A 26,063-nucleotide genomic window follows, 5' to 3' on the forward strand; every position below is an offset into this window, starting at 1 on the left:
CCGCGCTGTTCCGCTCGCAAAGCGAAGAAGGCCTCACGCTGGGCGGTGGCCTGCACTATCGCCTGTGGGGCAGCAGCACACTCTTGAAAATTGATTACGCCTACGCCGATTTCGGTTTATTGGAAACCGTACAGCGCTTTTCGCTGGGCGTGACTTTTTAAAAAGATCAGCCGTTCCAGTTAATGGTTTGACAATTGCTGAACAGCCCTTTGTGCCGGCATGCACCGGCATAAAGGGTTTTTTTATTTCTACTTTTTTTGTTTTATTTCTGCTGCCAGCGATAAGATTTGGGCCACGAGAACATACAGAAAGCGAGTTTTAGGCGACCATGTTTTGAAGAACGAGGAGTTTTTATTGTTCAGACGAACTTCTCCAAAATTCTGTCGCGCCGGGGCTTTGTGATCTTATAAAATCCGGCGGAACAGCTCGTGTATTTCGCGCTTTCGGAGTTCAAATTATCATGCACCGGCGACCACTGCACCCATCTCAGGAGGATACCCTTGAATCAACCTACCATCCATCACGTTTCAGTCATCGGCGGAGGTACCATGGGCCGCGGCATTGCCTATGCCTCCTGCCTGGCCGGCTTTGCCACAAAACTCTATGATGTCTCCGAAAAATTGCTAAACGACGCGAACGCCGCCATCATGGCAAGTTTTCGCAAAGCGGTTGAAAAGAAAATCTTGTCAGAAGAAACGGCCGCCAAAGCCTTCACACGTTTGCATCTCATCAAGGATTTGTCGGCAGCAGCCAGGGAGGCAGACTTCATCATCGAAGCGATTCCCGAAAGAATGGATTTGAAAATCGAGTTGTTTCGCCAACTCGACAAAATGGCGCCGGCGCTTGCGATTTTTGCAACGAACACCTCTTCCCTCTCCATCACGGAAATGGCCGGCGCGACACAACGGCCCGGCCAGGTGATCGGCATGCACTTTTTCAATCCGGTGCCGTTGATGAAACTCATCGAAATCATTCGCGGCCTGGAAACGTCAGACGCGACGATTGCCGCAGCGCAAGAAGTTGCGAAGCTGATGGGCAAGGAAACAGTCGTGATCAACGAATCGCCGGGATTCATTACCACGCGCATCAATGCCATGATCGGCAACGAAGCATTTTACATGCTGCAAGAAGGCGTGGCCAGCGCAGCGGAAATCGACAAGGCGCTGAAGCTCGGCTTGAATCATCCCATGGGGCCGTTCGAGTTGGTCGATCTTGTGGGACTCGACGTGCGCTTGCATATTCTAACTTTTTTGCATCAAACACTGGGCGAGAAGTTCCGGCCGTGCCCCTTGCTGGTGAAGTATGTAAAAGCGGGGAGATTGGGAAGAAAAGCGGGGAAGGGTGTCTATGAGTATATGTAGATAATCATCATGATGCTTTTCCGAAGTCACAGGTTGAAAGGAATGTGATTGCCGGCAAGCATTGTGATTCGAACGTAAATTTACAGGACTCAAAAAACGTAAGGAGCAGTGCCATGACAAAGTATGCTCTGTGCATCGGGATCAATGATTATCCCGGCACCGATAGCGACCTGGCGGGATGCGTAAATGACGCGAACGACTGGGCTTCAGCGCTGCAGCAACGCGGCTTTACTGTGACGAAGCTGCTCGACCGGAAGGCTACTGGCAAGGCGATGCGCAACAAGATCGAAGAGACGATCGCCAAAGCAAAAAGCGGCGACCTGGTCGTTATGCAATACTCCGGCCACGGATCATTTGTGCCGGATGAGGATGGCGATGAACCAGATGGCACCGACGAATGTCTGTGCCCATATGACATTCTAAGCAAGGGCCCGATAACCGACGACGAATTATTCGAGCTGTATAGCGCCAAACAGCCGAATGTGAAATTGCTCGTGATCTCAGATTCCTGCCACTCCGGCACGGTTGCCAGGTTCGCCCCGATTACAACGCCTCCCACCATGAGCACGAAGAATGCGCCGGTGTGCAAAGTACGTTTCCTTCCGCCCTCCGTGTTTTTGGCGAAGAACGAGGCTGCCAAGCTAGGCGTGCACCGCGCGCTGCGGCGCGCGAGTGCGCCGGGACGCTATGCCGCGCTGCTCATGGCGGGATGCCAGGATGCCGAGTATAGCTATGATGCGTATTTCCAGGGGCGGCCCAATGGCGCTTTCACTTTTGTTGCGCTGAACAGTCTTGCCGCGCTTTCCAAAAGAGCGACATATACAGGCTGGTACAAGGCCATTTGCCGCGTGTTGCCCTCGCAGCAATATCCTCAAACTCCGAATCTTTACGGTTCCTCAAGCATGAAAAGGTGGAGAGCGTTGGGCTAATATTTGATTGAGGACTGCCCGGCGCTTGGCAGAAAATAGCAACGTCTGCCTGTTATTCAAACAAGCGGATGATTTCTGTACAACGTCGAAAAAACATATTTGCAACAAGCATTTATTTGATTGACTTTCGTTTTGAAATTGTTAGGTTGTGGGCGTCGCGCAAGGCTTTGTGCAAACAAAGCTGGCGATCCCTCAATTCACGCTGCGCGGAAAATCAATCAGGGAGGTTTTCGGCGCGTTGTCGGTTGCCCTGAAGAGAGGAGGTGATCCTATTTTGAATAAACAAATGGGAGCCTCCGGTGACGCCTGCTAGCAACATGCGGCGGAGGTTCCCGGAAGCATGAAAAAGCCCCGTTGGCATTACGCAGCGGGGCTTTGTTTTTTTAGTATGTGCACAATCAGCTTTCTATGTCTATTGGCGGGGTTCTTCCTGGGGCTCGGTACAATGCTTCTTATAACGCGAGTGCTACTTCATCTAGAAATTCCCCCACCTCCAAAAAATTATTTGATATTGTAGCGCTGCAACTTACGATGCAGGTTGGCGCGATCGGTGCGCAGACGGCGGGCCATCTCGCTGACATTGCCCTTGGTCAGTTCAAAGAATTTCAGCAGAAGATCGTACTCGAATTTTTCCAGGCGGTCGCGCAGCGGAAAATCGAAGTTGGTGTCCAGCAAGGCATAGCCATGATCTCCGGAAACGGCTGCTGGCGCAAGCGACGCGGAAGAGAGCGCCGGGGAAGAGGTAAGGTTGGGAAGGGCTTGGTGGACATATTCGGCAGTGATGGCCGGCTCATCATTCATGATCATCAAGCGTTCGATGATATTGCGCAGCTCGCGCACATTGCCCGGCCAGTGATGTTGCATGAGCAGTTGCGCTGCTTCCGGCGTGAGCAGCTTTGCCCGGCGTCCGTATGCCGCGGCAAGCTGCGCGAGAAAATGTCCGGCAAGCAGCGGCAAATCCGCCAACCGGTTGCGCAACGGCGGCACTTCGATTGGAATCACCGAGATGCGGAAATACAAATCTTCGCGAAAGCGGCCGGCGCTGATCTCGGCATTGAGCTCCTTGTTGGTGGCGGAGATAACCCGCACATCGAAGCGAATGGTTTGCGCGCCGCCCACCCGCATCAACTCATTCTGCTGCAACACGCGCAAAAGCTTGGCCTGCGTGTCAAGCGACATGTCGCCGATTTCATCAAGAAAAATCGTGCCGCCGTTGGCCTGCTCGATCAAACCGATCTTGCGCCGCGTGGCGCCGGTAAATGCGCCCTTTTCATGGCCGAATAATTCACTTTCAATCAGCTCGCGCGGAATCGCGGCGCAATTGACGCGCACGAACGGCTTGTCTTTGCGCAGGCTTTGCCGATGCAGCGCTTCGGCCACCAATTCCTTGCCTGTCCCATTTTCGCCGGTGATCAGTACGCGCGCCTCCGAAGGCGCGGCTTTGCTGATGGCTTTGCGCAATTCAATCATCGCCGGCGACTCGCCGATCATCTCCTCGCTTACGCCTGCGCGCTGCCGCAGCGTGTCGCGCTCGCGCTCGAGCGCCATGCGTTCGGCGAAATGTTTGACTTCGAGCACGACACGCTCAGGCTGCAACGGTTTTTCGAGCAAGTTATAAGCGCCCAGCCGCGTGGCTTGCACCGCGAGATTGATGTCCGCATGCGCTGAAATCATGAACGTGGGAATCACAAGGTTTTGGTCGCGCATGCGCTGCAAAACCTCCATTCCACTCATGCCCGTCAAGCGCAAATCAAGAAAGATCAAATCAATGGATTGTTGCTGAATTATTTCAAGCGCTTCCTCGCCGGAAGCACAGGCGAGAGTGGCATGGCCTAGATCGGAGAGCAGTCCGCTCAAGGTGTTTCGAATTTGTGGCTCGTCATCGACGATAAGGATGTGCAGGGGCATGTAGTTTAAAGCGGTTGAATACAACGATCCCCGGTTTTAGGTTGAGTTCTCTTTTTGAAATCGGCGTGAGCACCGGCATTTAAAAACGTTTTGCCGAGATGACCAACGCGAAGACTGCCAGCCCTCACGCGACAATATTGGGCGAGTGATTTGCCAATAACTGGCGTATCTGTTTCGCGGCGGCCTGGCGCGCACGCAATTTCAAAATCACTTTGTCTTCTTCAAAGCGCCGGGCCAGCACATGCGCCATCTCGTGCACGCGGGCGAGCTTGGCCGGCTCGGAGATCGGCAATTCCGCTTCGAATTCCTCCGCGCTGGCCGCCGCGAAATCGTTGATCCAGCGCTGCAAATCCGCCAAGAACATTTTGCGCTGCGCGGAGACAAAAATCGCCGGCGCGAACTCCTGTTCCAACCGTTGCAGCAGCCCGCTTTCAGGCAACAAATCGACCTTGTTAAACACATGCAGCACCGGGTAATCGTTGAGCTGCATGTCGTTGAGCACACTGCGCACGGTTGCAATTTGTTGCTCGAATTGCGGATGCGTAACGTCGATCACGTGCAGCAGCAACGAGGCGTCGCGCACTTCATCGAGCGTGGTTTTGAAGGAGGCCACGAGATGATGCGGCAGCTTGCGAATGAATCCGACGGTGTCGATCAAGACGATTGGCCCGACTTCTTTTTGATACCCGTTTTGCGGCCAGCGCAACGCGCGTACCGTCGGATCGAGGGTGGCGAACAAACGATCTTCCACGAACACGTCGGCTTCCGTCAGCGCATTCAGCAGCGTCGATTTGCCGGCGTTGGTATAGCCCACCAGCGCAACCTTGAACACGCCGGCGCGATGCTGGCGGCGCACCGCGCGCTGCAAATCGATCTTCTTCAAATCTTTTGCAAGATGGGCAATGCGCTGGCGCACGATGCGGCGGTCAACTTCGAGCTGGGTTTCACCCGGCCCGCGCACGCCAATGCCGCCAACTTGTCGTGAAAAGTGGCTCCACATGCGCGTCAAGCGCGGTAGTAGATACTCCAACTGCGCGAGTTCGACTTGCGTGCGCGCCTCCCGCGTGCGCGCGCGGCGCGCAAAAATATCCAAAATCAAACCGCTGCGGTCGATGACTTTTCTCTCGAGCAGTTCTTCAAGATTTTTAGCCTGGCCGGGCGAGAGATCATCATCGAAAATGACGACGTCGATATCGTGCTCAACAACCAGGCTCGCGATGAATTCAGCTTTGCCGCGGCCAATAAAAAAAGCCGGGTCGATTTTAGGGCGGGAGTGAATGATGGTTTCGATAACGTCGGCGCCGGCGGTGTCGGCCAGCAGCGCCAATTCCTGCAAAGAATCCTCGACGGCAACACGGGAATGACTATCCGTGGTGAATCCCACTAACAGCGCACGCTCGCGCTCACGGGTTTGGGTTTCATGCATAATGTTTTTGATTGCCTCCTGAAAATTTTCATTCAAATTCGCGGAAACGCCGGCATATACTAAAGCTTCTCCCCGTTTTCCTTCGAAATTCCGGCTTGCTTCAGAACTCTGGCCAGGAGTTCCTTCCCGATATCGCTCTGATGAGGATTGGGCACCCTCAACGTGAGGTTGCCTTTGATCATGATCTGATGTTTTCCTCCGGAATAAGGGCCGTCAAATCCAATTTGCCTCAAATAATAGATCAGGTCTTTACGCTTAATTGGACCAAAGGAAGGCATCAGGCGACTTTCGTAATAACGAGTTCGATTCCATCAACAACGGGTAGAGAAAGGTTTCTAGAAATTCGGAACATAATCCACTCTTCCAGCACTTCGCGTAACTCTTCCCGGCAGGTCTCGAGGGAATTAGTATTTGCATAAACGCCGTCGAATCCCGGAATTTCTCCGTAAAAAGTGCCGTCATCCGGCAAAATTTCATATCTTGCCTTTCGCATTGTTGTGTCAATATAATTCATCAGCATCTCAGGCGACTCCCGCGTTTTCTTGTGATAATTCCACTGTTTTTCCTTTCCCCGAAGCGACACCCGTCGCAGTGCTGCGATAAAGCAGCATTTCGATAGCCATTGCAATCAGCGCCGCGATGAGAAAAATCTGCCACAGTTCGGAGCCATAACGCGCAGCCTCGATTTGCGCTCGCAAATCGCCCTCGGCGGACAGTGCTGCAAGAGAAGTGACGCCCGCAGCCGCGGCCAGAGCTTCTTCAGCAACGGGCGCCGTGCTCAATTCTGCCGCATTGAAATTCACCGCCCAGGTGTGCAGCGCCTGCCCGCGATCGCGCAACTGGTAAAAGCCCGGTTCCGCGGTTTCCGTCACGCGCACTTGATAATTTTGTCCCAACACCTGTACCGGCGTTTTGAGCTGCTCGCCGGTGGGTAATTCTACGGACAACTCTTCCGCAGGTATGCGCAAGACATTGGTCAATTCACTACCCACGGTTGCCGTCTCCTGTAAATTATCGCGGCTTTGCGCAACATACACGACGCTACGGTACAGCAGCGGCGCAAAAATTCCCTTGAAGGAAAAATCCGACCACGCCTCTTCAACGGATGAAGTGAACAGCAGCACACGGCCATTGCCCACCCGGCGCTCGGCAAGAAACGGGTAATTGTTCGAATAATCGATAATAGAAGTTGCGCCGCTCGACAAACGCAATTGCACGGCAAAGCGAAACTGCGGCGAATCCAGGCGGGGTTTGTCCGCGCTGCTCTCAAACACGCCGTCAAAGAGGGGATGTGAAAAATCAATGCGCCCGATTTGCATAAAATTGTCCGAGCGCGAGAGACTTCCCATGGTTTCGCCGAAGGCGCCGAGATTGATGCGCGAGAGCAGTGCTTCGTTGTAATGGCGTAAATCGACTTCGCTGCCGGGCATGACGATCACGCCGCCGCCGCCATCCATAAAATTGATCAAGCGCTCTGCTGCGCCTTCCGGGAAGCGGCTGACATTGGCGAGCAGGATGCCGTCGTAGCTCTGCAAGCGTTCCGCGGCCAATTCTTTGGTGGTAATCTCTTTCCAGCTTTGCGTGGCGGCATGATTGTTTGCGGCGCTGAATTGCAGGGCGGCGCGCACGTAAACGAGATCCGCCGGCCTCTCGCCCACCGCCAGCAAACGCCGATGCGGCGGGATGTAAAACGTAAAGTATTGCGTATTATCGGCGGGCAAATCGTCGTCTTCCAGCGTCATGCGGCCGGCGATGAACCCTGTCGTGTCGGGCACCGCGCGAAACGTTACGGAACGCTGCGTGCCGGCAGGCGCGGCCACACTTTGCTGCGCCACGCGCTTGTCGTTAAGGTAAAGGTGCAGCAGTTGGCTTTGCACATCATTCGCGCCGTTGTTGGCCACAATTGCCGTGACTTCGAAACTCTTGCCGCGCTCGAAAATTTGATTGCCGAGCGTCGCGCCGGTGAGCGTCAAATTATTGGGCAGCGGTTTGGTGTAACGCACAACATAACCGCGCACACCGGTTATTTCAGACAGCGCCGGCAGATTTGCCGCGCGGCCGTCGGTGAGCACATAAAGCTCGCGATTGACGTTGCGCGACTTCTCCAACACCTCACGCGCGAGCGCAAATGCGCCTGCGAGATCGGTTTCCGCCCAGGTCTGCGGCAGCGTTTGCACGGCGTCGCGCAGCTTATCCGCCTCGACAAATGGGCCGCCGGGCAGCAGCGTTGCAGGCTTCGCTGCGGTGATGAAGTGGATTTCATCGCCCGGAGAAAAAATGTCTGCAATCGCTTGCACTTGACGGCGCGCCAAAGCCAAAGATGAAATGCCCTCGGGCGCGGCTGCCATGCTCAGTGAATTATCGACAATGATCACCGCGGTTGCGCGCGCGCGCTGCGCCAACGCGGCGCTGTTTTGCCGCAGGGTGGGCCGGGCAAAGGCCAGCACCAGCAGCGCCACGATCAGCATGCGCAGCAGGAGCAGCAGCAATTGTTTCAGCTTGAGCTGCCGAATGTTCTCGCGCTCCAGGCGTTTGAGAAAAGCAATAGTGCTGATCGCAACGACTTTGAGCTTGCGTTTGGTGAGAAGATGGATGAGCAGGGGCAATGCGACCGCCGCCATTGCCCACAAGAGAGCCGAGTTGAGGAATCCAAACATAGTTTAAGTGCGCGTTTTCCGCCTTTTGAAAACGCCTAAAACGGCTGCATGTTCCGGGAATTTTTCAAATGGGAATGGAAGATATTTTTATTATTTGCACCCGAACATAGGATAACCCGAAGAAATTAGCAAGAGCTATGAGGGATTGCGGCGGTCTCGTTTTCCAACTACTTTCTCACCAATTCCCGCTTTGGCAGAGCTGCCAGTTCTGCCGCTTCTTTTATAAATGCCGCAAATTTTCTCGAGCGGATGCCTTTTTGACTTTTGACGGTTAATTGCCGCACTTGTTTACCCTCGCCTTGCAATAAACCCTTGGGGTCAGAAATAAAAATGCCGTATTCAAAACCGAGTACAACGCCATCCGGCAATGGTGCAATGAAGCAAAAGTAATGACTTTTGTTTTTAATAAGAACGCGATAGCCAAGCAAGCGCCAGCCGGGATATACCTTTTCGATGCAGTTGGGAACCGTTTGTTTGATAAGCTCGCGCAGGCGTTGCGCGAGGGCTTGCGTTGTGGGAGGAAAGCCGGAAAGAAATTTTTCCGGCGTAATCCGTCCGGCGGCAGGCTGGGTAGTTTTAAATTGATTCCGGTGAACGGCCATTTGCAAAATAACTGACACGTTGATTTGAAAAATCGGCAACTATTGCGGCAGAATTCTCAAACGTGGGGAAATCAAAACAAAGCTACTGAGAGAACAATGATCCCCAAAATTTTAATTGTTTTGCCCCATATTGTTCTGCCTTTTACAAACAGGAGAATGGTTTCGGCAATCGCAATTGCAGGTTTTTATATTTTCAAAGTCTACGAACATTTAATCGCAAACTCTTCACAGCAGAGGCCACGGCCAAGTCGTGACATAACAATGACGAATCAGCGGCTTTGCATATTCACAACAACGAAAAGAGCCGCGCGTTTTTACGCACTCCGCGCCACCAGCTTCTTCAACAAATTCAGCGGACTGAACACCGTGCGCTTGCGCACGGCCTCAATCGGCAACGGCTCTGGAACTTTGATGTCTTCACCTGCCAGCGCGGCGCGCGGGTTGTCGTAAAAAATCCGCTGCGCGGTTTCTTCGCCCCACATATCGCGTACCACGCCAAACAGATGGCCGATGCGCATGGGCCGGCGCCTGAGGTTGTGGCCGTCGCTCCCGATGAAATGAATCAAACGGCTGTCGAGCAGGGCCATCGCGAGCGCTTTCACGCCCTCGCCGTATTTGCCATCGAGGCTGGCAGCGTTCATTTGCAGCAGCGCGCCGCGTTGCACAAAATCATATGCGCGCTGGGGATTTTTGAGAAAACCCACGTTGCGTTCGGGATGCGCGAGGATGGGCGTTTTGCCTTCCAGAATGAATTGAAAAAACGTGTCATCTGCGCCGCGCGGAATGCCTTGCATGGGAAATTCCACCAAAAAATAACGGCCATTGTTATTGAAGGTCGCAATCTGGTGCGATAAATCCATGTCGAGTTGATAAAAAAGCTCCGCGGCGAGGTGCAGCTTCAGCGCGATGTTCGCCTGCGCCAAGCGCTGCTGCATTTCTTCGAATTTTGCTAGAATCTCCGCTTCGAGGCGATACTGCGTGTTGTCTAAAATGTGGTGGGTGACTGCCAGCTCGGTGGTGCCGCTGGCAACTGCCTCCTGCGCCATCTGCAACGATTCTTCCCAGCTCTCCGAGCCGTCGTCAACTGCCGGCAACAGGTGCGAATGTATGTCAATCATTATTTGTCCTGAATGGAAACTTCCTGAAATAGTTTTGGGCTAAATCCGCGGCACGTGCTTGTGCTCAACGGGATAAAGCCGCCGTGAAAAAGCCTTATGCGCCCGGGCGGTTGGCTTGATGAATGGCATCGGCAAAATCACGCATCATCGCCGGTGCGCCCGAGTTTTCCAAAATATTGCCGGTGACAACAAATGAGGCGCCGGCAGCAACACATTGCGCGGCCTGCTCCGGCGTGCGTATGCCGCCGCCCGCAATGAGAGGAACATCGACATAGTTTGCAACTGCAGCGATCATTTCCGGCGCAATCGCGCGTTCCGCGCCGCTGCCCGCTTCCAAATAAACCCACTGCATGCCGAGATATTGCGCCGCCAGCGCGGTGGCTTTTGCGATATCGTGCTTGTCGCGCGGAATTGGGCGCGTGTTGCTCATGTATTCCGCCGAAGTCATGCGGCCTGATTCGATCAACATATAGCCGGTGGCAATGGATTCCAGGCCGAGATCGCGAATGAGCGGCGCAGCTTTAACTTGCTCGCCGATAAGATAATTCGCATTTCTACCGCTCACCAGCGATAAAAACAGAACCGCGTCGGCATGGCGGGAAAGCTGGATTGTGCTGCCGGGAAAAAGCAGGCAGGGAATATCGATCGCTTCCCGAACGGCGAGCACGCTGTCATCAAAGCGTGGATGCAAGAGCATGCTGCTGCCGATGAGAATTGCGTCTGCGCCGGCCTCCGCCGCGGCAGAGGCCATAGGCGCGAGCTGATCGGCTTCCCATTTATCGGGATCGAGGAGGACAAAGTAACCGGCGCCATTGTTCTCGCACACAGACAAGAGATGCTCGAATACATTGTGTTTGCCTGCGCGTTTGCGCCACGCGCCGTCACGCGCCAAAGCTTTGCCGTGAGCAATAATCGTCGCGCTGCCACTTGTCGCTTGAGATGCGGCTGGCCTAGCGATTGGTCATCTCCTGAAGGATTTGGGGTACTTGATCCAGGGCCTCTTGCAGGCGCTGCACGTCTTTGCCGCCGGCAAGCGCCAGATGCGGCCGGCCGCCGCCGGAACCGCCGGCGATCGCCGCGACCCGTTTTACAATATCGCCGGCTTTCAGTTTTTTAGTTTGAATAAGGTCGTCGGTCACGACGCATGCAAAAGAAAGTTTGCCGTCCATCACCGCCGCGAGCACGCCCACGCCGCTGCCAAGTTTTTCGCGCAGCGTGTCGCCCATTTGCTTGAGATCCTCGCTGTTGCTCGCCTCGACCTGCGCCGAAACGAAGCGAAATCCATTCAGCGGCGTCGCGCGGTTTGCCAGCGCCACGATTTCCTGTTGCGTCAACTTCAGGCGAAGCTGGCGCAACTCGCGTTCCAAGTTCTTGCGTTCCTCCAGCAATTGCTGCACGCGCGCGGTGAGATCATCTTCGGTGCTGTTCAACAGCGCGCGCAATTCGTCAGTCAAGCGGCGCTCTTTACGAATCAGCAGCTCCGCGCCGCGGCCGGTGGCGGCTTCCAACCGGCGAATGCCTGCGGCCGCGGAGGATTCACTCAACAAGGAAAACAACCCGGCTTCACCGGTGTGCTGCAAATGTGTGCCGCCGCAAAGCTCCAGTGAAAAATCGCCGATTTTCACGACGCGCACGATGTCACCGTATTTCTCTTCGAAAATCGCCATGGCGCCGAGCTTGCGCGCTTCGTCGTAGGGCATCTGCGTGGTGGTAATTTCGAGATCTGCGCGAATGTGTTCGTTCACGATGCCTTCGATATCTGCGAGCTGTGCGGGCGTGATGCGCTCAAAATGCGTCACATCGAAACGCAAACGTTCCGGCGCCACGAGCGAGCCGGCTTGCGTCACATGCTTACCCACCGTATCGCGCAGAGCGCGATGCAACAAATGAGTCGAGGTGTGATTGCGCGCGGTATCGCGGCGCAATTGGGCATCGACTTTCGCAAGCACGCGCGGGTTTTCAATCTTGCCGTGCAGCAGCCGGCCAATGTGTGCGATATGCGATCCGACTTTTTGCACATCAACAATCTCGATCGCAAAACCTTCGCCCTCGAGCCGGCCCTTGTCGCCAACCTGCCCGCCGGATTCCGCATAAAACGGCGTGTCGGACAGCGTCAGCACGACTTGATCGCCCTCCTGCTGGCAGCGTCGAATCTCGGATTGAATTTCGAGGTCGGTATAGCCCACGAAACGCGAGGCATTGCCGCGCGTCAGCTCGCGCCAATCATCGGGTTTGAGGCTGACATGGTAATCCCACTTGCCCGCCTCGCGCGACTTGGTTTTCTGCACTTCCATCGCGGCGTTGAAACCGGCTTCATCAACGGTCAGCTCGCGCTCGCGCGCCATGAGTTGCGTGAGATCGAGAGGAAAACCGTAGGTGTCGTACAGACGAAAGGCGTCTTCGCCGGGAATTTGTTTCTTTTTTTCTTTGTCGATCTTGCTAACAATACCGCCGAAAATTTCAAGGCCGCGATCGAGCGTATGATTGAAGCTTTCTTCTTCAGCCTTGATCACGCGCGCGACATATTCATGCTTTTCCTTCAACTCCGTAAACATGTCGCCCATAATATCCACCAGCGGCGTGACGAGTTTGTAGAAAAACGGCTCGTGCATGCCGAGCTTTCTGCCAAAGCGCGCGGCGCGGCGGAGAATGCGGCGCAGCACGTAACCGCGGCCCTCGTTGGAAGGCAGTGCGCCGTCACAAATGGCGAACGTCAGGCAGCGAATATGATCCGCGAGCACGCGATGCGGCATGCCGTTTTCAAAATCATAGCCTTTGCCGGTAAGCTCGGCGATTGTGTCGATAATGGGCGTGAAGAGATCGGTATCGTAATTCGAATTGACTTTGTTGAGCACGGCGAGCGCGCGCTCGAAGCCCATGCCGGTGTCAACGTGTTTCGCGGGCAGCTCTTTGAGCGACTTATCCGGCTCGCGATTGTATTGAATGAAAACGAGATTCCAGATTTCCATCACGCGCGGGTCGCCGGCATTCACCAAATGGCCGCCGGATTTATCGGGCGTGAGATCAATATGGATTTCCGAACACGGCCCGCACGGGCCGGTATCGCCCATTTCCCAAAAATTATCTTTTTCGCCGAAGCGTTGGATGCGTTCCTCGGGCAATCCCGCGATTTTGCGCCACCAAGTCGCAGCTTCATCGTCGGTTTTGTAGATCGTCGCATAAAGACGATCTTTCGGCAAGCCCCATTCTTTCGTGAGCAATTCCCAGGCCCATTCAATGGCTTCGGCTTTGTAATAATCGCCAAACGACCAGTTGCCGAGCATCTCGAAAAAGGTGTGATGATAGGTATCGAAGCCGACGTCTTCGAGATCGTTGTGCTTGCCGCTCACGCGAATGCATTTTTGCGTATCCGCGGCGCGCTTGTAATCGCGCTGCTCGGTGCCGAGAAAAATATTCTTGAATTGATTCATGCCGGCGTTGGTGAACAGCAGCGTCGGATCGTCCAGCGGCACCACCGGCGAGGAGGGCACGATCGTATGCCCTTGACGCTTGAAAAAATCGAGAAAAGATTGTCTTACGACTTTAGACTTCATAGAACTTCCTGGTTTGGTTGTTTCGAATTTGTTCTAAAAATGCATCCTTGTCAAACTTATGTTGTTTGCCCGGCTGCCCGCGTTACACTTACCAAATCACCAAGAGCTTGTGGCGGTGGGCCCAACCATGGCACAATGATCGTGCAAGCGATTATCGTGCACAGGTATTGACCTCCAAGGGCAGATTTCATTTGTTTCTATTCTTCCGTGCTTCCCGGCGTGTCCACCAGACAATATAGATGGCAGTAAGAGCTACCATCGATATCATTATAGTGAACCCAATCTCGTTGGTCATGATTTTTCTCCCTTCAAGACATCATCTGCTTTCGATAAATGCCAGATTTCATTGCTGAGCAATAGCATTGCAACGAGTAAAATGAGAACCACTCCGCTCCAGCCAATGATTAAAGTTGACGGATAATTGAACTGTCCTATAACACTGGGCACGATCACTGCCGCAAAAATGAGCACGGTGATCTTCTCAAAGAAACCGAGCCAAAACTTATAAACCTCTTTCTGATTCTCCGGATGACTTCTGTTCATCGCCCCACCTCCCGCACAAATCATTTGCTGCACGACAGAACTTTTGTTTCTACTTCAATATGACAAAAGCCTCCTCATTCGTCGCTGCTCCCTCTGCCCAACTCTTTCCACAACTGCGTTGCCTGGATCGTCTCCCAATCGAATCCCCGGCGCCGCAGAAAATCGGCGAGTTTTTGCTGCGCTTTGCGCGCCGGTTGAGTTGCAAGCTTTTTGCGTTGTTTCTCGGCAAGCTGATCAGCCAGGGCAACACCGGCGTCTGTGGTGAAGACTTCGTCTAGCGCCCCTTGCAGGGTTTCCGCCTCGATGCCCTTTTGTTTCAATTCCAGCGCGAGGCGCTCGCGTCCCATCGGGCGGTTACGTATGCGACTTTGAATAAACGCCCGTGCAAAGCTGGCGTCATCGAGGTAACGTTGCCGTTTGCATTCCGCCAGCACGGCGGCCACGGTTTCTTCTTCAAAGCCGGATTTTTGCAGCGCATCGTGCAATTCTTTTTCGCTGCGGCTGCGATAAGACAGCAACCGATAGGCTTTGGTCAAAGCCGACTTGTAATCCCGGTCGGTTTGATTACCGGATTCAAACAATTCGGCCTGACCGGCTCCAGCAGAATCCATCGCTGATTCTTGAGTTTTTAAGGCATCTTCGGCGGCGGCCAAGCCGCTGCTATCACACTTTCAAAAGCCAAAATTAAGCGACGGCCAAGCCGTCGCAGAACAAAGTTATTTCTTGGCCGTTGCAGGCGCTGGTGTTGCCGCTGCTGGCTTTGAGGATTTAGCCGCATCGTTTGCCGCAGCGGGCGTCTCATCCTTCACCAATCCCACCGCCTTGCGCACTTTTATCTCAAGATTCTTCATCACCTCCGGATTTTCAACCAAATACTTCTTGAGATTTTCGCGGCCTTGCATGCGTTCTTCACCGACGGTAAACCAGGTGCCGCTTTTTTCAATCAATTTCAGGTTGATCGCCAAATCTGCGAGATCGCCTTCGGAGGAAATGCCGGTGCCGTACATCAAATCGAATTCTGCTTCTTTGAATGGCGGCGCGACTTTGTTCTTCACGACTTTGACTTTGGTGCGGTTGCCGGTGACGCTGTCGCCATCTTTAATCGAGGCGATACGGCGTACATCCAATCTCACGGAGGAATAGAATTTGAGCGCGCGTCCGCCGGTGGTGGTCTCCGGGCTGCCGAAGAGTACGCCGATTTTTTCGCGAATTTGATTGATGAAGACGACGCAAACATTGGTGCGGCTGATGGCGCCCGCGAGCTTGCGCATGGCCTGGCTCATGAGGCGCGCCTGCAAACCCATTTGCGCGTCGCCCATCTCGCCTTCGATTTCGGCTTTGGGAACGAGGGCGGCAACCGAGTCGATCACGACGACATCCAGCGCGCCGCTGCGCACGAGAGTCTCAGTGATCTCGAGCGCCTGCTCACCGGTATCTGGCTGTGAGACGATTAAGTTGTCGACATCAACGCCGAGTTTCTTCGCATAAGAAGCATCAAGCGCATGTTCTGCGTCGATGAAAGCGGCCACGCCGCCGAGCTTTTGCGCTTCGGCGATAATATGCAACGCCAGCGTGGTTTTGCCGCTTGATTCCGGCCCGAAAATTTCGACGATGCGGCCGCGCGGCACGCCGCCGATGCCCAGCGCGGCATCGAGCGAAATCGAGCCGGTGGGAATGATATCTATCTGAACTTTTGCGCGCTCGTCACCCAGCTTCATCACCGAGCCTTTGCCAAATTGCCGGTCGATCTGCTGAATGGCGTTGTCCAGCGCCTTTAACTTTTCATTTTTGTCCACGAGTCCTCCCTCCAGCGAAGTTGAGGTGTTGAGTTATTCGTTGATTATGCCAGTCATTATTGCGGTTTTTAATTGAATGAACAGGTTTGTAGCCCCCGCCCCTCGTGGGCGGCTGTCGAAGCCACTAAATTCGCGGTTTCAACAGTGCCCCCCGAGGGGGCAAGACTACGGCTCCTGCACACGCATTTGAAAAACGCTATAAGTCTTCGAGCAAGCGCTTACCGTGAATGACTGCTACAATTGTCACAATTTCATTCTGGTTACATAGATAATGCGATAATTATAAACAAAAAGCTCACGAATGGCTTCTTCGTTTAATTCCGGCACCTTGCGTCCGGCGCGTGGAAACTGCTCCAGTTGCCGTGTTGCCTCGAGAATTTGTTCAACGACGATTCCCGCGTAGCGTGAAGAATCGCGAGCAATAAATTGAGCAATTTCTTCAACGTCAGAGAGCGCCTCGCGAGACCATTTTACTTGATAAACCATTTGCCCAATTGTTTCTCAGCTTCTTCTTGAGAAAATTTTTTTCCGTGTCGGCCGATGCCAGGCCTTTGCGGATCTTTTCCAAAACATAAAGATGATATTGAATATCTTCGATGGAACAATTATCTGGCAATTTCTTGAGCAATTGTTCGACTTCCATTTTGGCCGTGTTCATAGTAGACTTCCTCTTTTGCTTAAAATTAACCGTCTTTAAGCTTGTCATTCCCAAAACCAAATTTCTGCACCGGAGTATAAGTCGATCCGGCGCGGTGCAATTCACTTTGCATCAACGTGCATTGCGAGCAAATCATCTCGTGCGGCGGAAAGGGATGTTCCAGCATTTCTTTCACGACAGGGTCGATGCGCGCGTCACGCACGCGGCCGATGGTGACATGCGGCGAAAAGGGTCGCGTCTCCCGCGGAAATCCAAGCAGATGCAGGCGTGCATCGATTTCTTGTGCAAGTTTGCCGAGCTGGCCCGAGGCTTCATTTAATCCAACCCACAAAACCTGCGGGCGGCGCGCATTCGGAAACACGCCGGCGCCGGCAACTTCTATAATCAGCGGGGCAAAATCGCGGCAAACGGTTGCCAGCAATTCCTGCATCGCTGTGAGCTTTGTGTTCGGCGTATCACCCAAGAATTTGAGCGTGAGGTGAACGTTTTCAGGTTTCACCCAGCGCACACCGCGACTGAGCTGCTGCAGCGGCGCAACATAGCCGGCCAGCGCGTTTTTGATCGTGTGCGGCAACTCCAGGGCAACGAAGAGCCGTAGCGATGGACTCATGTGTTTTCCTGCTGCAACGCGCGATAGAGCAAGCTTAGCGCAAACGAGCTGAAGCGTTCTTTGTTGATCAGGCGATCGGTTGAAAAAACAATGCTCTTCGCGCCAACTCTTTGCGGCGAGGCAACCGCAGCCCAAACCAGGCCGACCGGTTTTTCAGCCGTTCCGCCGGTGGGGCCGGCAATGCCGGTGGTGGCAAGCCCGTAAGTCGCCCCGCTGACCTCTCGCACACCCGAGGCCATGGCGCGTGCGCACGCTTCACTCACGGCGCCGTGTTCGGCAATCACTTGTTCGGGCACACGCAACAGCGCGATTTTCGCCGCGTTGCTGTAAGTGACGAATCCGCGCTCGAAATATTCCGAGCTGCCGGAGATATTGGTGAGGCGATTGGCAATCAGGCCGCCGGTGCAAGATTCCGCGACCGCGAGAGTCGCTTGTTTCGCGCGCAGTTTTGCGCCAATCACTTCTTCCAGCGTTTCGTTGTCGTAGCCATAAATATATTTTCCGGCTTTTGCTTTGATGAGGGTTTCGGCTTGCCGGATGGCGTCTGCTGCTTCTACGTCTGCGCGGCTCGTCACCGAGATGCGCACGTTCACGCCGGTGTAACTGGGCAGAAAGGCGATTTTTCCGAAACGTTCCAATTCAGATACTGGCGTTAAAATTTCGGCAAGCGCGGATTCCGCAATGCCAAAAGTTCGAATCGTGCGATGACGAATAATATCACCGGCGGCGCATGCGCGCAAAAGCGGCAACAACGGGCCGGTGAAAATGCCCTTCATCTCCGCCGGCACGCCGGGCAGGACGATGCAGAATTTATGATCCTTTTCAAAGAGCAATCCTGGCGCCGTGCCGAATTCATTCCACAACACCTTCGCGCCCGCCGGCACTTGTGCTTGCGCGAGATTGATCGGCGACATCACCATACCGCGCTTCGCAAACAAGTCCTTGACGTGTTGCAAAACCTTTTCGTCCGTCGCCATCTTCGCGGCGCCAAAAAAATCCGCCACCACTTTTTTGGTGATATCGTCGTGCGTTGGGCCAAGCCCGCCGGTGAGCAGGATGATATCCGCACGCGACCAGGCAAGTTGCAAGCAGCGCGTAATGTCGTCGTGCCGATCACCCACGGTTGTCGCGTAGCGTATGGGAATGCCGAGCATGCTGAGTTGCTCGCCCAGCCATGCGGCGTTGGTATTGACAATCTGGCCGATGAGTAATTCATCGCCGATCGCGATGACTTCGGCGATCATTTGGGGTCCTTAAGAGCAAGAAAAACGCTGTTGCATCATCTACAGCGTACAGCATGGTCTTGCGGAAAATTTGTACTTATGACTAGAACCGCAGCAGTGCAGATGTTCCTTCTGCAGCGCTGCGCGAATCTGAGCGGTGATCGGAGGCTCCTGAATCACGCGCCTGCCCAAAAATAAATTCCCACACGCAGAACTAAATTCGCATAAACTCCCGCCAGCGCATCGTCCAACACGATGCCCCAGCCGCCATGAAGTTTCTCGACCTGCCGCACCGGAAACGGCTTGACAATGTCGAACAGCCGAAACAACGCAAATCCTGCCCAAATGGTGACGGCGTTCAGCGGCAGAAAGGCCAGCGTGACCGCCATTCCAATCACTTCATCGATGATGACTTCGGAGGGATCGGAATTGTTGCCGGCGGTTGCGAGGCGTTGCGCGGCCCACACCGCGATGAGGGCCAGCGCGAGCAAGGCGGCGGTGAACCAAAACGGGGGAAGATAAGGCGGAAAGCAGAGAAATGCAAGGACGGCGGCAAGGCTGCCGAACGTGCCGGGCGCGACCGGAGCATAACCCAGCCCGCCCACGGTTGCGATCACTCGCGCGAGGGTTTGGGAGAAGGCGGGCACCTCACTTCGCCAGGTTGCGGGCAGCGAAGATACGAAAAAAAAACTGGCCCAGGTTGCGCAGATGGCCGCGGTTTTCGTAAAGGTATTGCACGCCGGTGGCAATCGTGATCAACGTCACGAGATGCATCATGACCGGGATGAGGCGAAATTCATCGATCCAGTGCAGCCATTGCGGCATCGCGGCGTCGAGGAAATAGGATTGCGCGATGAGATAGAGCATGATGAGATAAATCGCGGCCATCTGGCTGGCGGTTTTCCATTTCGCCGAGACGCTGGTGACGACGGGCTTGTTTTTATATTGCGCATACGTGCGCAGCAGCGTGATCAAAACATCACGCGCCGCAATCGCGATCACCATCCACATCGCGACGTATTCGTACAGCGCGAACGCAAAGAACGTCGAAAGCGTGAGAATCTTGTCCGCGAGCGGATCCCAAAACGCGCCCCACGCCGAGATTTTTCCGGACTTGCGCGCGAGATAACCGTCGTACCAATCTGTCATGACGGCAATAAAAAAAACGCCGAGCGAGGCAAAACGATACGCCAATCCCGCCGGGAAGAGCAGCGCAACAACTACCGGTGCGAGCACCATGCGCGAGATTGTGAGGACGTTGGAGAGGGTCATGGTTGGCCTCAACAGTTGATTCGAAGACAAGTCACGGTTTCACCCCGCACTGAAGTAATGCGCGGTTACCACGCCACACGGCCTGTCAATGCGCGGGAGAGTGTAACCTCGTCGGTGAATTCCAAATCGCCGCCCACCGGCAGGCCGCGCGCCAGGCGGCTTACCTTTATACCAAGCGGTTTGATCAAATTCAAGAGATAAATTGCCGTGGCCTCGCCTTCGGTATTGGGATTGGTCGCGAGGATCACTTCCGATATGCCGGCGCTGCTGTTTTGAAGGCGTTGCAACAGCTCGCGAATGCGCAGATCGTCCGGACCGATGCCGTCGAGCGGCGAGAGCGCGCCGCCCAGCACGTGATACAAACCGCGATATTCGCTGGTGTTTTCCAGCGCCAACACGTCATTGGCTTCTTCGACTACGCAAATCAGCCCGTGCTCACGCTTGGGATTGGCGCACAGCGCGCAGGGATCGGATTCCGTCAGGTTGAAACATTGCGAACAATGCCGCACATTGTCTTTCAAGGCAAGCAATGCTTGCGCCAGCATTTCGACTTCCGGCCGCTGGGTTTTGAGCAGATAGAAAACCAAGCGTTGTGCGGTTTTGCGGCCGATGCCGGGCAGCTTCGACAACTCGATCACCGCGGTTTCAACGCTACGAGAGAGATATTGCATGCAATTTTGCTCGGATGCCGTCCGCCAGGGAGATGATCACATAAACCTCACATGCCGGGCAGTTTTATACCGCCGGCAATATTGCCCAGCATGCCGCCGGTTGCTTTGTTCATCTCCGCGCTGGCAAGCTCCTGCGCGTTGGTGAGCGCTTGGTTCACGGCCGCCACAATCAGATCCTCAAGCAACTCGATATCGTCGGGATTGACGACTTCCTTTTCCAGTTTGACGTGCAGCACTTCCTGGCGGCCGTTCATCACCACCGTGACCATGCCGCCGCCGGCCGTGCCTTCGACACGCAGGCTGGCAAGGCTTTCCTGCGTTTCACTGAGTTTTTCCTGCAATTTTTGCGCTTGCTTCAGCAAATCGCCCATGCTGGGACGGCTCATGCGTTTATCTCCTGAAATTAATGTTTTTCAGTTCTTATTTCCACACAACTTTCCGGAAATAAGCATTACAGTCTGCGCCGTTAAGCCTACGGCAGTTTTGCCTGGCACCGAATCAACTCCCCGTCCAACGCCTCCACCAGCTTTTTCGCCACAGGATAATGCTCGAACAGCGCTTGCAGATTCTGCGCGTTATCGCCGTTCATCGCAACTTTGGCGATGCCGTTGCTTAACGGCGCGGCGGGCTGGTCGACGGCGGCTGTCGCTGCAGGTGCGACGGCTTCGGAGATGGGCGCCGGCGGCGCATGCACCACCCCGTTCTCATCTTTCCGGCAGATGATGCGCACGGAATAGCCGGTGTCGGTTTGTACAATTTTTTGAATGATCGTTTTTTGATTGTTCACCGAATTCAGATGAAAGCCGCTGCAATTGCTGCCGAAGCTCAATTCCAACACGCCTTCTTTCAGGGCCGTGGGCGCGCCCATCTCCAAAAACGCGCCCAGGGAAATTTTTTCGGCCTTCACGTGGTCGACAATTTTCAACCAGGTTTGTTGAATTGTCTTGAACGCGGCTTCTTCATCCGCAATTTGGCCGGCGAGCGGCAAGGCGGCTTCTCTGGCCTTCACCACCGGCACGCCTTGCACGCGTGTGAGCAAATTGGAATTGAACAAGCCTCCGGTCGCGGCCACGCTTGGCGCGCTTTGCGTTGCCGGCGCGAGCTTGGGATTGACTTGCGGAATCACGGAAACGCCTTCGTGCCGGGGCGCGGCAACCGACTCTACAATCGTCACTTCAGCCGCGCTGATCGAGGGGTTGACGCTGCTGGCCGCAGAAGCCGGCTTGGTGAGGTTTGCCGCAGGCGCACCGCCGCTTCTCATTCCGGAGCCGCTGTGCGGGCTTTCGTTCGTTTCCGCGTGCACCATCTTCAACAGGGCCATTTCGAGCAAGATGCGCGGATTCGAAGCGCGCGCCAGCCGCGCTTGCGCCTCGGTAACGATTTGAATGCAGCGCATCAACTCGAGTTCATGCAGAGCGTGAGCAGCGGCGCTGAAGCGCTCGGCGTAATTTTCCAATCCCACCAAATGTGTGGTACTTTGGGTTACGCGCGTTGTCAAAATGTAGCTGAGATGTTCGGCCAGGCGTTCAAAGAATTCGCCGAGATGAATGCCGGAGCTGTGAATTTTTTCGCAGAGCGCAATCGCCTTTGCCGCATCGCGATCGCTTGCGGCATCGGTGCACTCGAAAAACAAATCCTGCTCGATCAAGCCGAGCAGCTTGGAAACCTCTTCTTTCGTGACGCGCTCGCCGCAGTAGGAAATGACTTGATCGAGCAAGCTTTGGCTGTCGCGCATGCTACCTTCGGCACGTTTGGCAATGAGATAAAGCGCGGCTTCTTCGGCCTGCACGCCTTCGTTTTGGCAGATCATTTTGAGCTGGCCGACGATCTCGCCGATCGGCACCCGGCGAAAATCGAAGCGCTGGCAGCGCGACAGAATGGTGGCCGGAACCTTGTGAATCTCGGTGGTGGCAAAGATGAACAACACATGCGCCGGCGGCTCTTCGAGAATTTTGAGCAACGCGTTGAACGCCGGCTCCGTGAGCATGTGCACTTCATCGATGATATAAATTTTCTTGGGGCTGGCAGCCGGGGCGAAGCGGGCATTGTCGCGAATGTTACGCACTTCATCGATGCCGCGATTGGAGGCGCCGTCGATTTCGATCACGTCGATGCTGCGTCCCGCGGTGATTTCCAGGCAATTCGAGCACTGATCGCAGGGCGTGATGGTGGGACCTTGTTCGCAATTTACCGCTTTGGCAAGCAGCCGCGCCATGGTAGTTTTGCCGACGCCGCGCGGGCCGGTGAATAAATAGGCGGAGGCAACACGATTCTGGGTGATCGCATTTTCAAGAGTGCGGGTGACATGTTCCTGCGCGACGACACTCGTGAACTGCTTGGGCCGCCATTTGCGCGCGAGCACGAGGTATGACATGAGAGATCCGGGCCACGCTGCTGTCGAAGAGCAAACGGGTTGGTGAACGTTGCGTCGCGAATTAAAAGGCCAAGGTGCCCCGCGGCACATCTTTGCATTGCTTACCGTTGCTGCCTTCCGGCCCTGGCGGGGTTCGGCACGCGCCGATTGCGCGGGCCTTGGCCATTTTATGCTTGGTGATAATTGTCGTTGGAAGGATGTCGAAGCCTCACCAAACCGACTCAATGTTTGCAAAATAATCGTTTTAACGAACGGCGCAAAATAACCATTGAGTCTTAGAAAGGCAAGGGAATTTTGGGAAGCGATGAAATACAACCTTGCGGAGAGAGTGGGATTCGAACCCACGGTAGCGCTTTTGGCACTACACGCGATTTCCAGTCGCGTTCCTTCAGCCTCTCGGACATCTCTCCAGGCAAACAGCAAATGGCAACACGCAAAAAGAAAACAACAACTCTTACTTTTTTAGGATGCTCTTTGCATTTTGCCCCTTGCAATTTGAAAAGCGGAGAGGGGGGGATTCGAACCCCCGATCGACCTTTAGGGCCGATAACGGTTTTCGAGACCGCCGCCTTCAACCACTCAGCCACCTCTCCGTGGTTGACGAGAGTTTATCGAGAAGTAAATTAGGGTTGTGCGCGCGACTGCTTTCCCGCTGATTTATTCCGAGCAAATCCTGTTCACATCAAGACGCAAAAGCAATGCTCAAATCAAATGATCCATCAATATTAAACCCGTTTTGGGTCGCAACGATGAAAACAGAATACTTCTCAAACACCCTTGATGGTGGAGCAGAGCGGGATCGAACCGCCGACCTCCACGTTGCGAACGTGGCGCTCTCCCAGTTGAGCTACTGCCCCAGGGATTCAGCGTGCTAAAAACGCTGCTTCAAATACTGAATGAACAAAATTTTCAAAACTCCTCCGGCGCGGCGTTTTCACGCAATTTCTGAAAAAACGCTTTCAACAAACTCTGACACTCGGCTTGTTTGATGCCTGAAATCACTTGCACCGGCGGACCAAACGGATTGGTGGACATCACATTGACTTTAGACACCGAGCCGCAGCCGCCGAAGCGCGGATCTTCCGTGCCATACACGACCTTCACGATGCGCGAGAGCAGAATGGCGCCACAACACATGGGACACGGTTCGACGGTGGCGTACACGGTCGCGCCATCGAGCCGCCAGCTTGCCTGGCTGGCTGCGCCTGCTGTAATCGCGATCATTTCTGCGTGCGCCGTGGCATCTTGCAGCGTCTCCGTTAGGTTGTGCCCGCGCCCAATGATCTTATCTTCAAAAACAATAACCGCGCCGATTGGCACTTCACCCTTCTCCAGGGCTTTCTCCGCCTCTTTGATCGCGAACTGCATCCAATGGTCATGTGTCAAGGCCGCATATCCTCGCTTGCATCAACGGAGACGACGTGACATCAAAAAAGAAGACAAGATGGCTCTCTTGTCTTCTTTTTGAATTGAGTTTGTATGCCCGGAAGGACTTGAACCCTCAGCCTCTTGGTCCGTAGCCAAGCGCTCTATCCAGTTGAGCTACGGGCACATGGAGCCGAAATATACTAGAATTTCGGCAAAAGTCAATTTTAAATTTTACTTCTTTGTGGCGCATACGGGAATCGAACCCGTGTTCCCGACGTGAGAGGCCGGTGTCCTAGGCCGCTAGACGAATGCGCCTTTAAATGCTGAGCGAAGTCGGGCTTTCGCTCACTCACTTGTTTCCGGTAAAAAAAATGTTTGCGAAAGCCCGACTTCACTTCTTTACTGTGCTGGGGAGCAGGGATTCGAACCCCGATTCTGTGGTCCAGAGCCACATGTCTTGCCGTTGGACGACTCCCCAGAATACTATTGGGCTAATTGTTCCGCGGCTTTGCGCAGGCGCTGCACGGCTTTCTGTTTGCCCAACACGGTAATGACGTCAAAGAAACTGGGGCTTGCGCCAAATCCCGTGAGGGCCAGCCGCGCGGGATGAATCAAGTTGCCGGCTTTGATGCCGATTTTCTCGGCGAGCGCGCGCAGGCAGTTTTCCGTCGCCGCAGCGGTGAACTCCGGGAGTTGTTCGAGTTCATTTGCCAGCTCGCGTAAGCGCCCGGCAGTCGCGGGGTCTTGCCAATGTTTGGCTCTTGCGCTTTCTTCAAACTCTGCCGGCTCGGCAAAAAAATATGCGCCGAATTTGACAAAGTCTGGAATGGTTTTGGCTTTCGGTTTGAGCAGCGCGATGACCTGATGTACATATGCGTGATCATCGAGCAAATTCTGTTCGAAAACGCCCGCGGTGTTACGAAACGCTGCAATGACGAGCTGCTCAAGCCGCGAGACTTCGACTTTGCTCAAGTACTCGCCGTTCATCCACTCGAATTTTTTCTCGTCAAAAACCGCGCTGCTTTTCGAAATGCCGCGAATGTCAAAGAGCTGAATCAATTCCTCGCGCGAAAGAATTTCGCGATCATCGCCCGGCGACCAGCCCAGCAACGCTAGGAAATTAAACAGCGCCTCAGGCAGATAACCTTTCTTTTCGTACTCTCCGACCGCAGTTGCGCCGTGGCGTTTGCTCAACCGGGTTTTGTCCGGCCCAAGAATCAAAGGCACATGCGCAAAGCTCGGCATGTTCCAGCCTAAAGCATTGTACAGCAAGATTTGCTTGGGCGTGTTGGAAATGTGATCATCGCCGCGCAGAATGTGGGTGATGCCCATGTCATGATCATCCACCACCACGGCGAGATGATAGGTCGGTTGCCCGTCGGAACGCAAGATCACGAAATCGTCGATCAGCGCGTTATCGAAGCTAACCTGGCCGTGAACCTGATCCTCGAAAGCCGTTACGCCCGGCGGAACCGGCATGCGAACAGTGAAGGGCTTGTTCTCTGAGAGCAGCTTTTCTTCGTCGCCTGCCGAGACTCGCGGAAATTCCTTGCGATAGCGAAATTCCCTTTTCTCGGCGGCAGCGCGTTGCCGCGCCGCGTCGAGCTCCTCCGCGGTAGCGAAACTGCGGTAGGCTTTGCCCTCCGCCACCAGGCGATGCGCGACCTCGCGATAGACAGGGAGGCGGTCGGATTGTTTGATTGGCTCCTCATCCCAATCAAGCCCGAGCCACTGCAAGCTGTCGATAATCGCGCGCGTCATTTCCTCGCCAGAGCGCTGCTGATCCGTGTCTTCGATTCTGAGAAAGAACTTGCCGCCGTGTTTACGGGCGAATAACCAGTTGAAAATCGCCGTGCGTGCGCCGCCAATGTGCAAGAAACCCGTCGGACTCGGGGCAAAGCGCACAACTACCATTTTCGTTCCTGGGTCAGTTTTCGTCACAAGCGGAGAGGCAGGGATTCGAACCCTGGGTAGCGCTTTTGGCACTACAACC

At 54.6% G+C, this 26,063-nt stretch carries 23 protein-coding genes, 6 tRNA genes, 1 other RNA gene and 2 pseudogenes; 2 read left to right on the forward strand and 30 right to left on the reverse strand.

Annotation, left to right across the window (positions count from 1 at the left end; translation table 11 throughout):
• Positions 1 to 515: 515 nt before the first annotated feature.
• Positions 516 to 1,361, forward strand: coding sequence for a 3-hydroxyacyl-CoA dehydrogenase (locus FBQ85_06030; protein MDL1874720.1), 846 nt, complete (start codon positions 516 to 518; stop codon positions 1,359 to 1,361).
• Between the two features lie 113 nt (positions 1,362 to 1,474).
• Positions 1,475 to 2,290 (forward strand): caspase family protein, encoded by an 816-nt coding sequence (locus FBQ85_06035; protein MDL1874721.1) that lies wholly within the window; start codon positions 1,475 to 1,477, stop codon positions 2,288 to 2,290.
• A gap of 501 nt (positions 2,291 to 2,791) precedes the next feature.
• Here the strand turns inward: FBQ85_06035 and FBQ85_06040 are convergent.
• The 30 genes and pseudogenes from FBQ85_06040 to FBQ85_06185 form a co-directional block, all read right to left on the reverse strand.
• A complete protein-coding gene (locus FBQ85_06040; GenBank protein MDL1874722.1) occupies positions 2,792 to 4,198 on the reverse strand; it encodes a sigma-54-dependent Fis family transcriptional regulator in 1,407 nt (468 codons plus the stop codon).
• Between the two features lie 124 nt (positions 4,199 to 4,322).
• Positions 4,323 to 5,624, reverse strand: a complete 1,302-nt coding sequence (gene hflX, locus FBQ85_06045; GenBank protein ID MDL1874723.1) for a GTPase HflX — start codon at positions 5,622 to 5,624, stop codon at positions 4,323 to 4,325.
• A gap of 59 nt (positions 5,625 to 5,683) precedes the next feature.
• Positions 5,684 to 5,902, reverse strand: a complete 219-nt coding sequence (locus FBQ85_06050; protein ID MDL1874724.1) for a type II toxin-antitoxin system HicA family toxin — start codon at positions 5,900 to 5,902, stop codon at positions 5,684 to 5,686.
• On the reverse strand, positions 5,902 to 6,144 hold the full coding sequence (locus tag FBQ85_06055; GenBank protein MDL1874725.1) for a type II toxin-antitoxin system HicB family antitoxin: 243 nt from the start codon (positions 6,142 to 6,144) through the stop codon (positions 5,902 to 5,904). Before FBQ85_06055 ends, FBQ85_06050 begins: the two co-directional genes overlap by 1 nt.
• Position 6,145: 1 nt before the next feature.
• Positions 6,146 to 8,281: a VWA domain-containing protein gene (locus FBQ85_06060; protein ID MDL1874726.1), complete on the reverse strand. Its 2,136-nt coding sequence runs from the start codon at positions 8,279 to 8,281 to the stop codon at positions 6,146 to 6,148.
• 167 nt (positions 8,282 to 8,448) lie between these two features.
• Positions 8,449 to 8,901, reverse strand: a complete 453-nt coding sequence (locus FBQ85_06065; GenBank protein MDL1874727.1) for a DUF1801 domain-containing protein — start codon at positions 8,899 to 8,901, stop codon at positions 8,449 to 8,451.
• 296 nt (positions 8,902 to 9,197) lie between these two features.
• Positions 9,198 to 10,001 carry a hypothetical protein gene (locus tag FBQ85_06070; protein ID MDL1874728.1) on the reverse strand — a complete coding sequence of 268 codons (804 nt, stop codon included), beginning with the start codon at positions 9,999 to 10,001 and terminating at the stop codon, positions 9,198 to 9,200.
• 94 nt (positions 10,002 to 10,095) lie between these two features.
• Positions 10,096 to 10,893, reverse strand: coding sequence for a geranylgeranylglyceryl/heptaprenylglyceryl phosphate synthase (locus tag FBQ85_06075; protein ID MDL1874729.1), 798 nt, complete (start codon positions 10,891 to 10,893; stop codon positions 10,096 to 10,098).
• A gap of 58 nt (positions 10,894 to 10,951) precedes the next feature.
• Entirely contained in the window at positions 10,952 to 13,555 is a 2,604-nt protein-coding gene (alaS, locus tag FBQ85_06080) for an alanine--tRNA ligase (GenBank protein MDL1874730.1), read from the reverse strand.
• 291 nt (positions 13,556 to 13,846) lie between these two features.
• Positions 13,847 to 14,098 (reverse strand): hypothetical protein, encoded by a 252-nt coding sequence (locus FBQ85_06085; protein MDL1874731.1) that lies wholly within the window; start codon positions 14,096 to 14,098, stop codon positions 13,847 to 13,849.
• Between the two features lie 74 nt (positions 14,099 to 14,172).
• Positions 14,173 to 14,709 (reverse strand): regulatory protein RecX, encoded by a 537-nt coding sequence (locus FBQ85_06090; protein MDL1874732.1) that lies wholly within the window; start codon positions 14,707 to 14,709, stop codon positions 14,173 to 14,175.
• 105 nt (positions 14,710 to 14,814) lie between these two features.
• Positions 14,815 to 15,894, reverse strand: a complete 1,080-nt coding sequence (gene recA, locus FBQ85_06095; protein MDL1874733.1) for a recombinase RecA — start codon at positions 15,892 to 15,894, stop codon at positions 14,815 to 14,817.
• Between the two features lie 196 nt (positions 15,895 to 16,090).
• Positions 16,091 to 16,380: pseudogene (locus FBQ85_06100) on the reverse strand (type II toxin-antitoxin system RelE/ParE family toxin).
• Positions 16,365 to 16,552 (reverse strand): annotated as a pseudogene (locus FBQ85_06105) (hypothetical protein). Before FBQ85_06105 ends, FBQ85_06100 begins: the two co-directional pseudogenes overlap by 16 nt.
• Positions 16,553 to 16,577: 25 nt before the next feature.
• Positions 16,578 to 17,162 (reverse strand): RNA 2',3'-cyclic phosphodiesterase, encoded by a 585-nt coding sequence (gene thpR / locus FBQ85_06110; protein ID MDL1874734.1) that lies wholly within the window; start codon positions 17,160 to 17,162, stop codon positions 16,578 to 16,580.
• Complete coding sequence (locus tag FBQ85_06115; protein ID MDL1874735.1) at positions 17,159 to 18,406, reverse strand: competence/damage-inducible protein A; 1,248 nt, start codon at positions 18,404 to 18,406, stop codon at positions 17,159 to 17,161. Before FBQ85_06115 ends, thpR begins: the two co-directional genes overlap by 4 nt.
• Before the next feature lie 155 nt (positions 18,407 to 18,561).
• Positions 18,562 to 19,134 carry a phosphatidylglycerophosphatase A gene (locus FBQ85_06120; protein ID MDL1874736.1) on the reverse strand — a complete coding sequence of 191 codons (573 nt, stop codon included), beginning with the start codon at positions 19,132 to 19,134 and terminating at the stop codon, positions 18,562 to 18,564.
• The gene (gene pgsA / locus FBQ85_06125; GenBank protein MDL1874737.1) at positions 19,034 to 19,657 is read right to left on the reverse strand and encodes a CDP-diacylglycerol--glycerol-3-phosphate 3-phosphatidyltransferase; all 624 of its coding nucleotides are present in this window, start codon (positions 19,655 to 19,657) and stop codon (positions 19,034 to 19,036) included. Before pgsA ends, FBQ85_06120 begins: the two co-directional genes overlap by 101 nt.
• 65 nt (positions 19,658 to 19,722) lie before the next feature.
• Complete coding sequence (recR, locus tag FBQ85_06130; protein MDL1874738.1) at positions 19,723 to 20,328, reverse strand: recombination protein RecR; 606 nt, start codon at positions 20,326 to 20,328, stop codon at positions 19,723 to 19,725.
• A 47-nt stretch (positions 20,329 to 20,375) separates the two neighbouring features.
• Complete coding sequence (locus tag FBQ85_06135) at positions 20,376 to 20,714, reverse strand: YbaB/EbfC family nucleoid-associated protein (protein MDL1874739.1); 339 nt, start codon at positions 20,712 to 20,714, stop codon at positions 20,376 to 20,378.
• 86 nt (positions 20,715 to 20,800) lie between these two features.
• Entirely contained in the window at positions 20,801 to 22,702 is a 1,902-nt protein-coding gene (dnaX, locus tag FBQ85_06140; GenBank protein ID MDL1874740.1) for a DNA polymerase III subunit gamma/tau, read from the reverse strand.
• 64 nt (positions 22,703 to 22,766) lie between these two features.
• Positions 22,767 to 22,866, reverse strand: an RNA gene (gene ffs / locus FBQ85_06145) — signal recognition particle sRNA small type.
• Between the two features lie 153 nt (positions 22,867 to 23,019).
• Positions 23,020 to 23,112: transfer RNA gene (locus FBQ85_06150), tRNA-Ser, on the reverse strand.
• Between the two features lie 93 nt (positions 23,113 to 23,205).
• Positions 23,206 to 23,295: transfer RNA gene (locus tag FBQ85_06155), tRNA-Ser, on the reverse strand.
• Positions 23,296 to 23,483: 188 nt separating this feature from the next.
• A tRNA-Ala gene (locus FBQ85_06160) sits at positions 23,484 to 23,559 on the reverse strand.
• 52 nt (positions 23,560 to 23,611) lie between these two features.
• Positions 23,612 to 24,070, reverse strand: coding sequence for a nucleoside deaminase (locus FBQ85_06165; protein ID MDL1874741.1), 459 nt, complete (start codon positions 24,068 to 24,070; stop codon positions 23,612 to 23,614).
• Between the two features lie 107 nt (positions 24,071 to 24,177).
• A tRNA-Arg gene (locus FBQ85_06170) sits at positions 24,178 to 24,254 on the reverse strand.
• Positions 24,255 to 24,309: 55 nt separating this feature from the next.
• Positions 24,310 to 24,385 (reverse strand) — tRNA-Glu (locus tag FBQ85_06175).
• Between the two features lie 92 nt (positions 24,386 to 24,477).
• Positions 24,478 to 24,548, reverse strand: a tRNA-Gln gene (locus tag FBQ85_06180).
• A gap of 5 nt (positions 24,549 to 24,553) precedes the next feature.
• Positions 24,554 to 25,984 carry a glutamate--tRNA ligase gene (locus FBQ85_06185; GenBank protein ID MDL1874742.1) on the reverse strand — a complete coding sequence of 477 codons (1,431 nt, stop codon included), beginning with the start codon at positions 25,982 to 25,984 and terminating at the stop codon, positions 24,554 to 24,556.
• Positions 25,985 to 26,063 lie beyond the last annotated feature (79 nt).

It is taken from the genome of Cytophagia bacterium CHB2, assembly GCA_030263535.1.
Taxonomy (GTDB): domain Bacteria; phylum Zhuqueibacterota; class Zhuqueibacteria; order Zhuqueibacterales; family Zhuqueibacteraceae; genus Coneutiohabitans.

Coding starts and splice junctions, on each gene's coding strand:
- dnaX (MDL1874740.1), bottom strand. CDS start 22,702: ATGTCATACCTCGTGCTCGCGCGCAAATGGCGGCCCAAGCAGTTCACG.
- FBQ85_06135 (MDL1874739.1), bottom strand. CDS start 20,714: ATGAGCCGTCCCAGCATGGGCGATTTGCTGAAGCAAGCGCAAAAATTG.
- pgsA (MDL1874737.1), bottom strand. CDS start 19,657: ATGACCCTCTCCAACGTCCTCACAATCTCGCGCATGGTGCTCGCACCG.
- hflX (MDL1874723.1), bottom strand. CDS start 5,624: ATGCATGAAACCCAAACCCGTGAGCGCGAGCGTGCGCTGTTAGTGGGA.
- FBQ85_06085 (MDL1874731.1), bottom strand. CDS start 14,098: ATGAACAGAAGTCATCCGGAGAATCAGAAAGAGGTTTATAAGTTTTGG.
- FBQ85_06090 (MDL1874732.1), bottom strand. CDS start 14,709: ATGGATTCTGCTGGAGCCGGTCAGGCCGAATTGTTTGAATCCGGTAAT.
- recR (MDL1874738.1), bottom strand. CDS start 20,328: ATGCAATATCTCTCTCGTAGCGTTGAAACCGCGGTGATCGAGTTGTCG.
- FBQ85_06055 (MDL1874725.1), bottom strand. CDS start 6,144: ATGCTGATGAATTATATTGACACAACAATGCGAAAGGCAAGATATGAA.
- FBQ85_06060 (MDL1874726.1), bottom strand. CDS start 8,281: ATGTTTGGATTCCTCAACTCGGCTCTCTTGTGGGCAATGGCGGCGGTC.
- FBQ85_06070 (MDL1874728.1), bottom strand. CDS start 10,001: ATGATTGACATACATTCGCACCTGTTGCCGGCAGTTGACGACGGCTCG.
- alaS (MDL1874730.1), bottom strand. CDS start 13,555: ATGAAGTCTAAAGTCGTAAGACAATCTTTTCTCGATTTTTTCAAGCGT.
- FBQ85_06050 (MDL1874724.1), bottom strand. CDS start 5,902: ATGCCTTCCTTTGGTCCAATTAAGCGTAAAGACCTGATCTATTATTTG.
- FBQ85_06115 (MDL1874735.1), bottom strand. CDS start 18,406: ATGATCGCCGAAGTCATCGCGATCGGCGATGAATTACTCATCGGCCAG.
- FBQ85_06035 (MDL1874721.1), top strand. CDS start 1,475: ATGACAAAGTATGCTCTGTGCATCGGGATCAATGATTATCCCGGCACC.
- thpR (MDL1874734.1), bottom strand. CDS start 17,162: ATGAGTCCATCGCTACGGCTCTTCGTTGCCCTGGAGTTGCCGCACACG.
- FBQ85_06040 (MDL1874722.1), bottom strand. CDS start 4,198: ATGCCCCTGCACATCCTTATCGTCGATGACGAGCCACAAATTCGAAAC.
- FBQ85_06185 (MDL1874742.1), bottom strand. CDS start 25,984: ATGGTAGTTGTGCGCTTTGCCCCGAGTCCGACGGGTTTCTTGCACATT.
- FBQ85_06165 (MDL1874741.1), bottom strand. CDS start 24,070: ATGCAGTTCGCGATCAAAGAGGCGGAGAAAGCCCTGGAGAAGGGTGAA.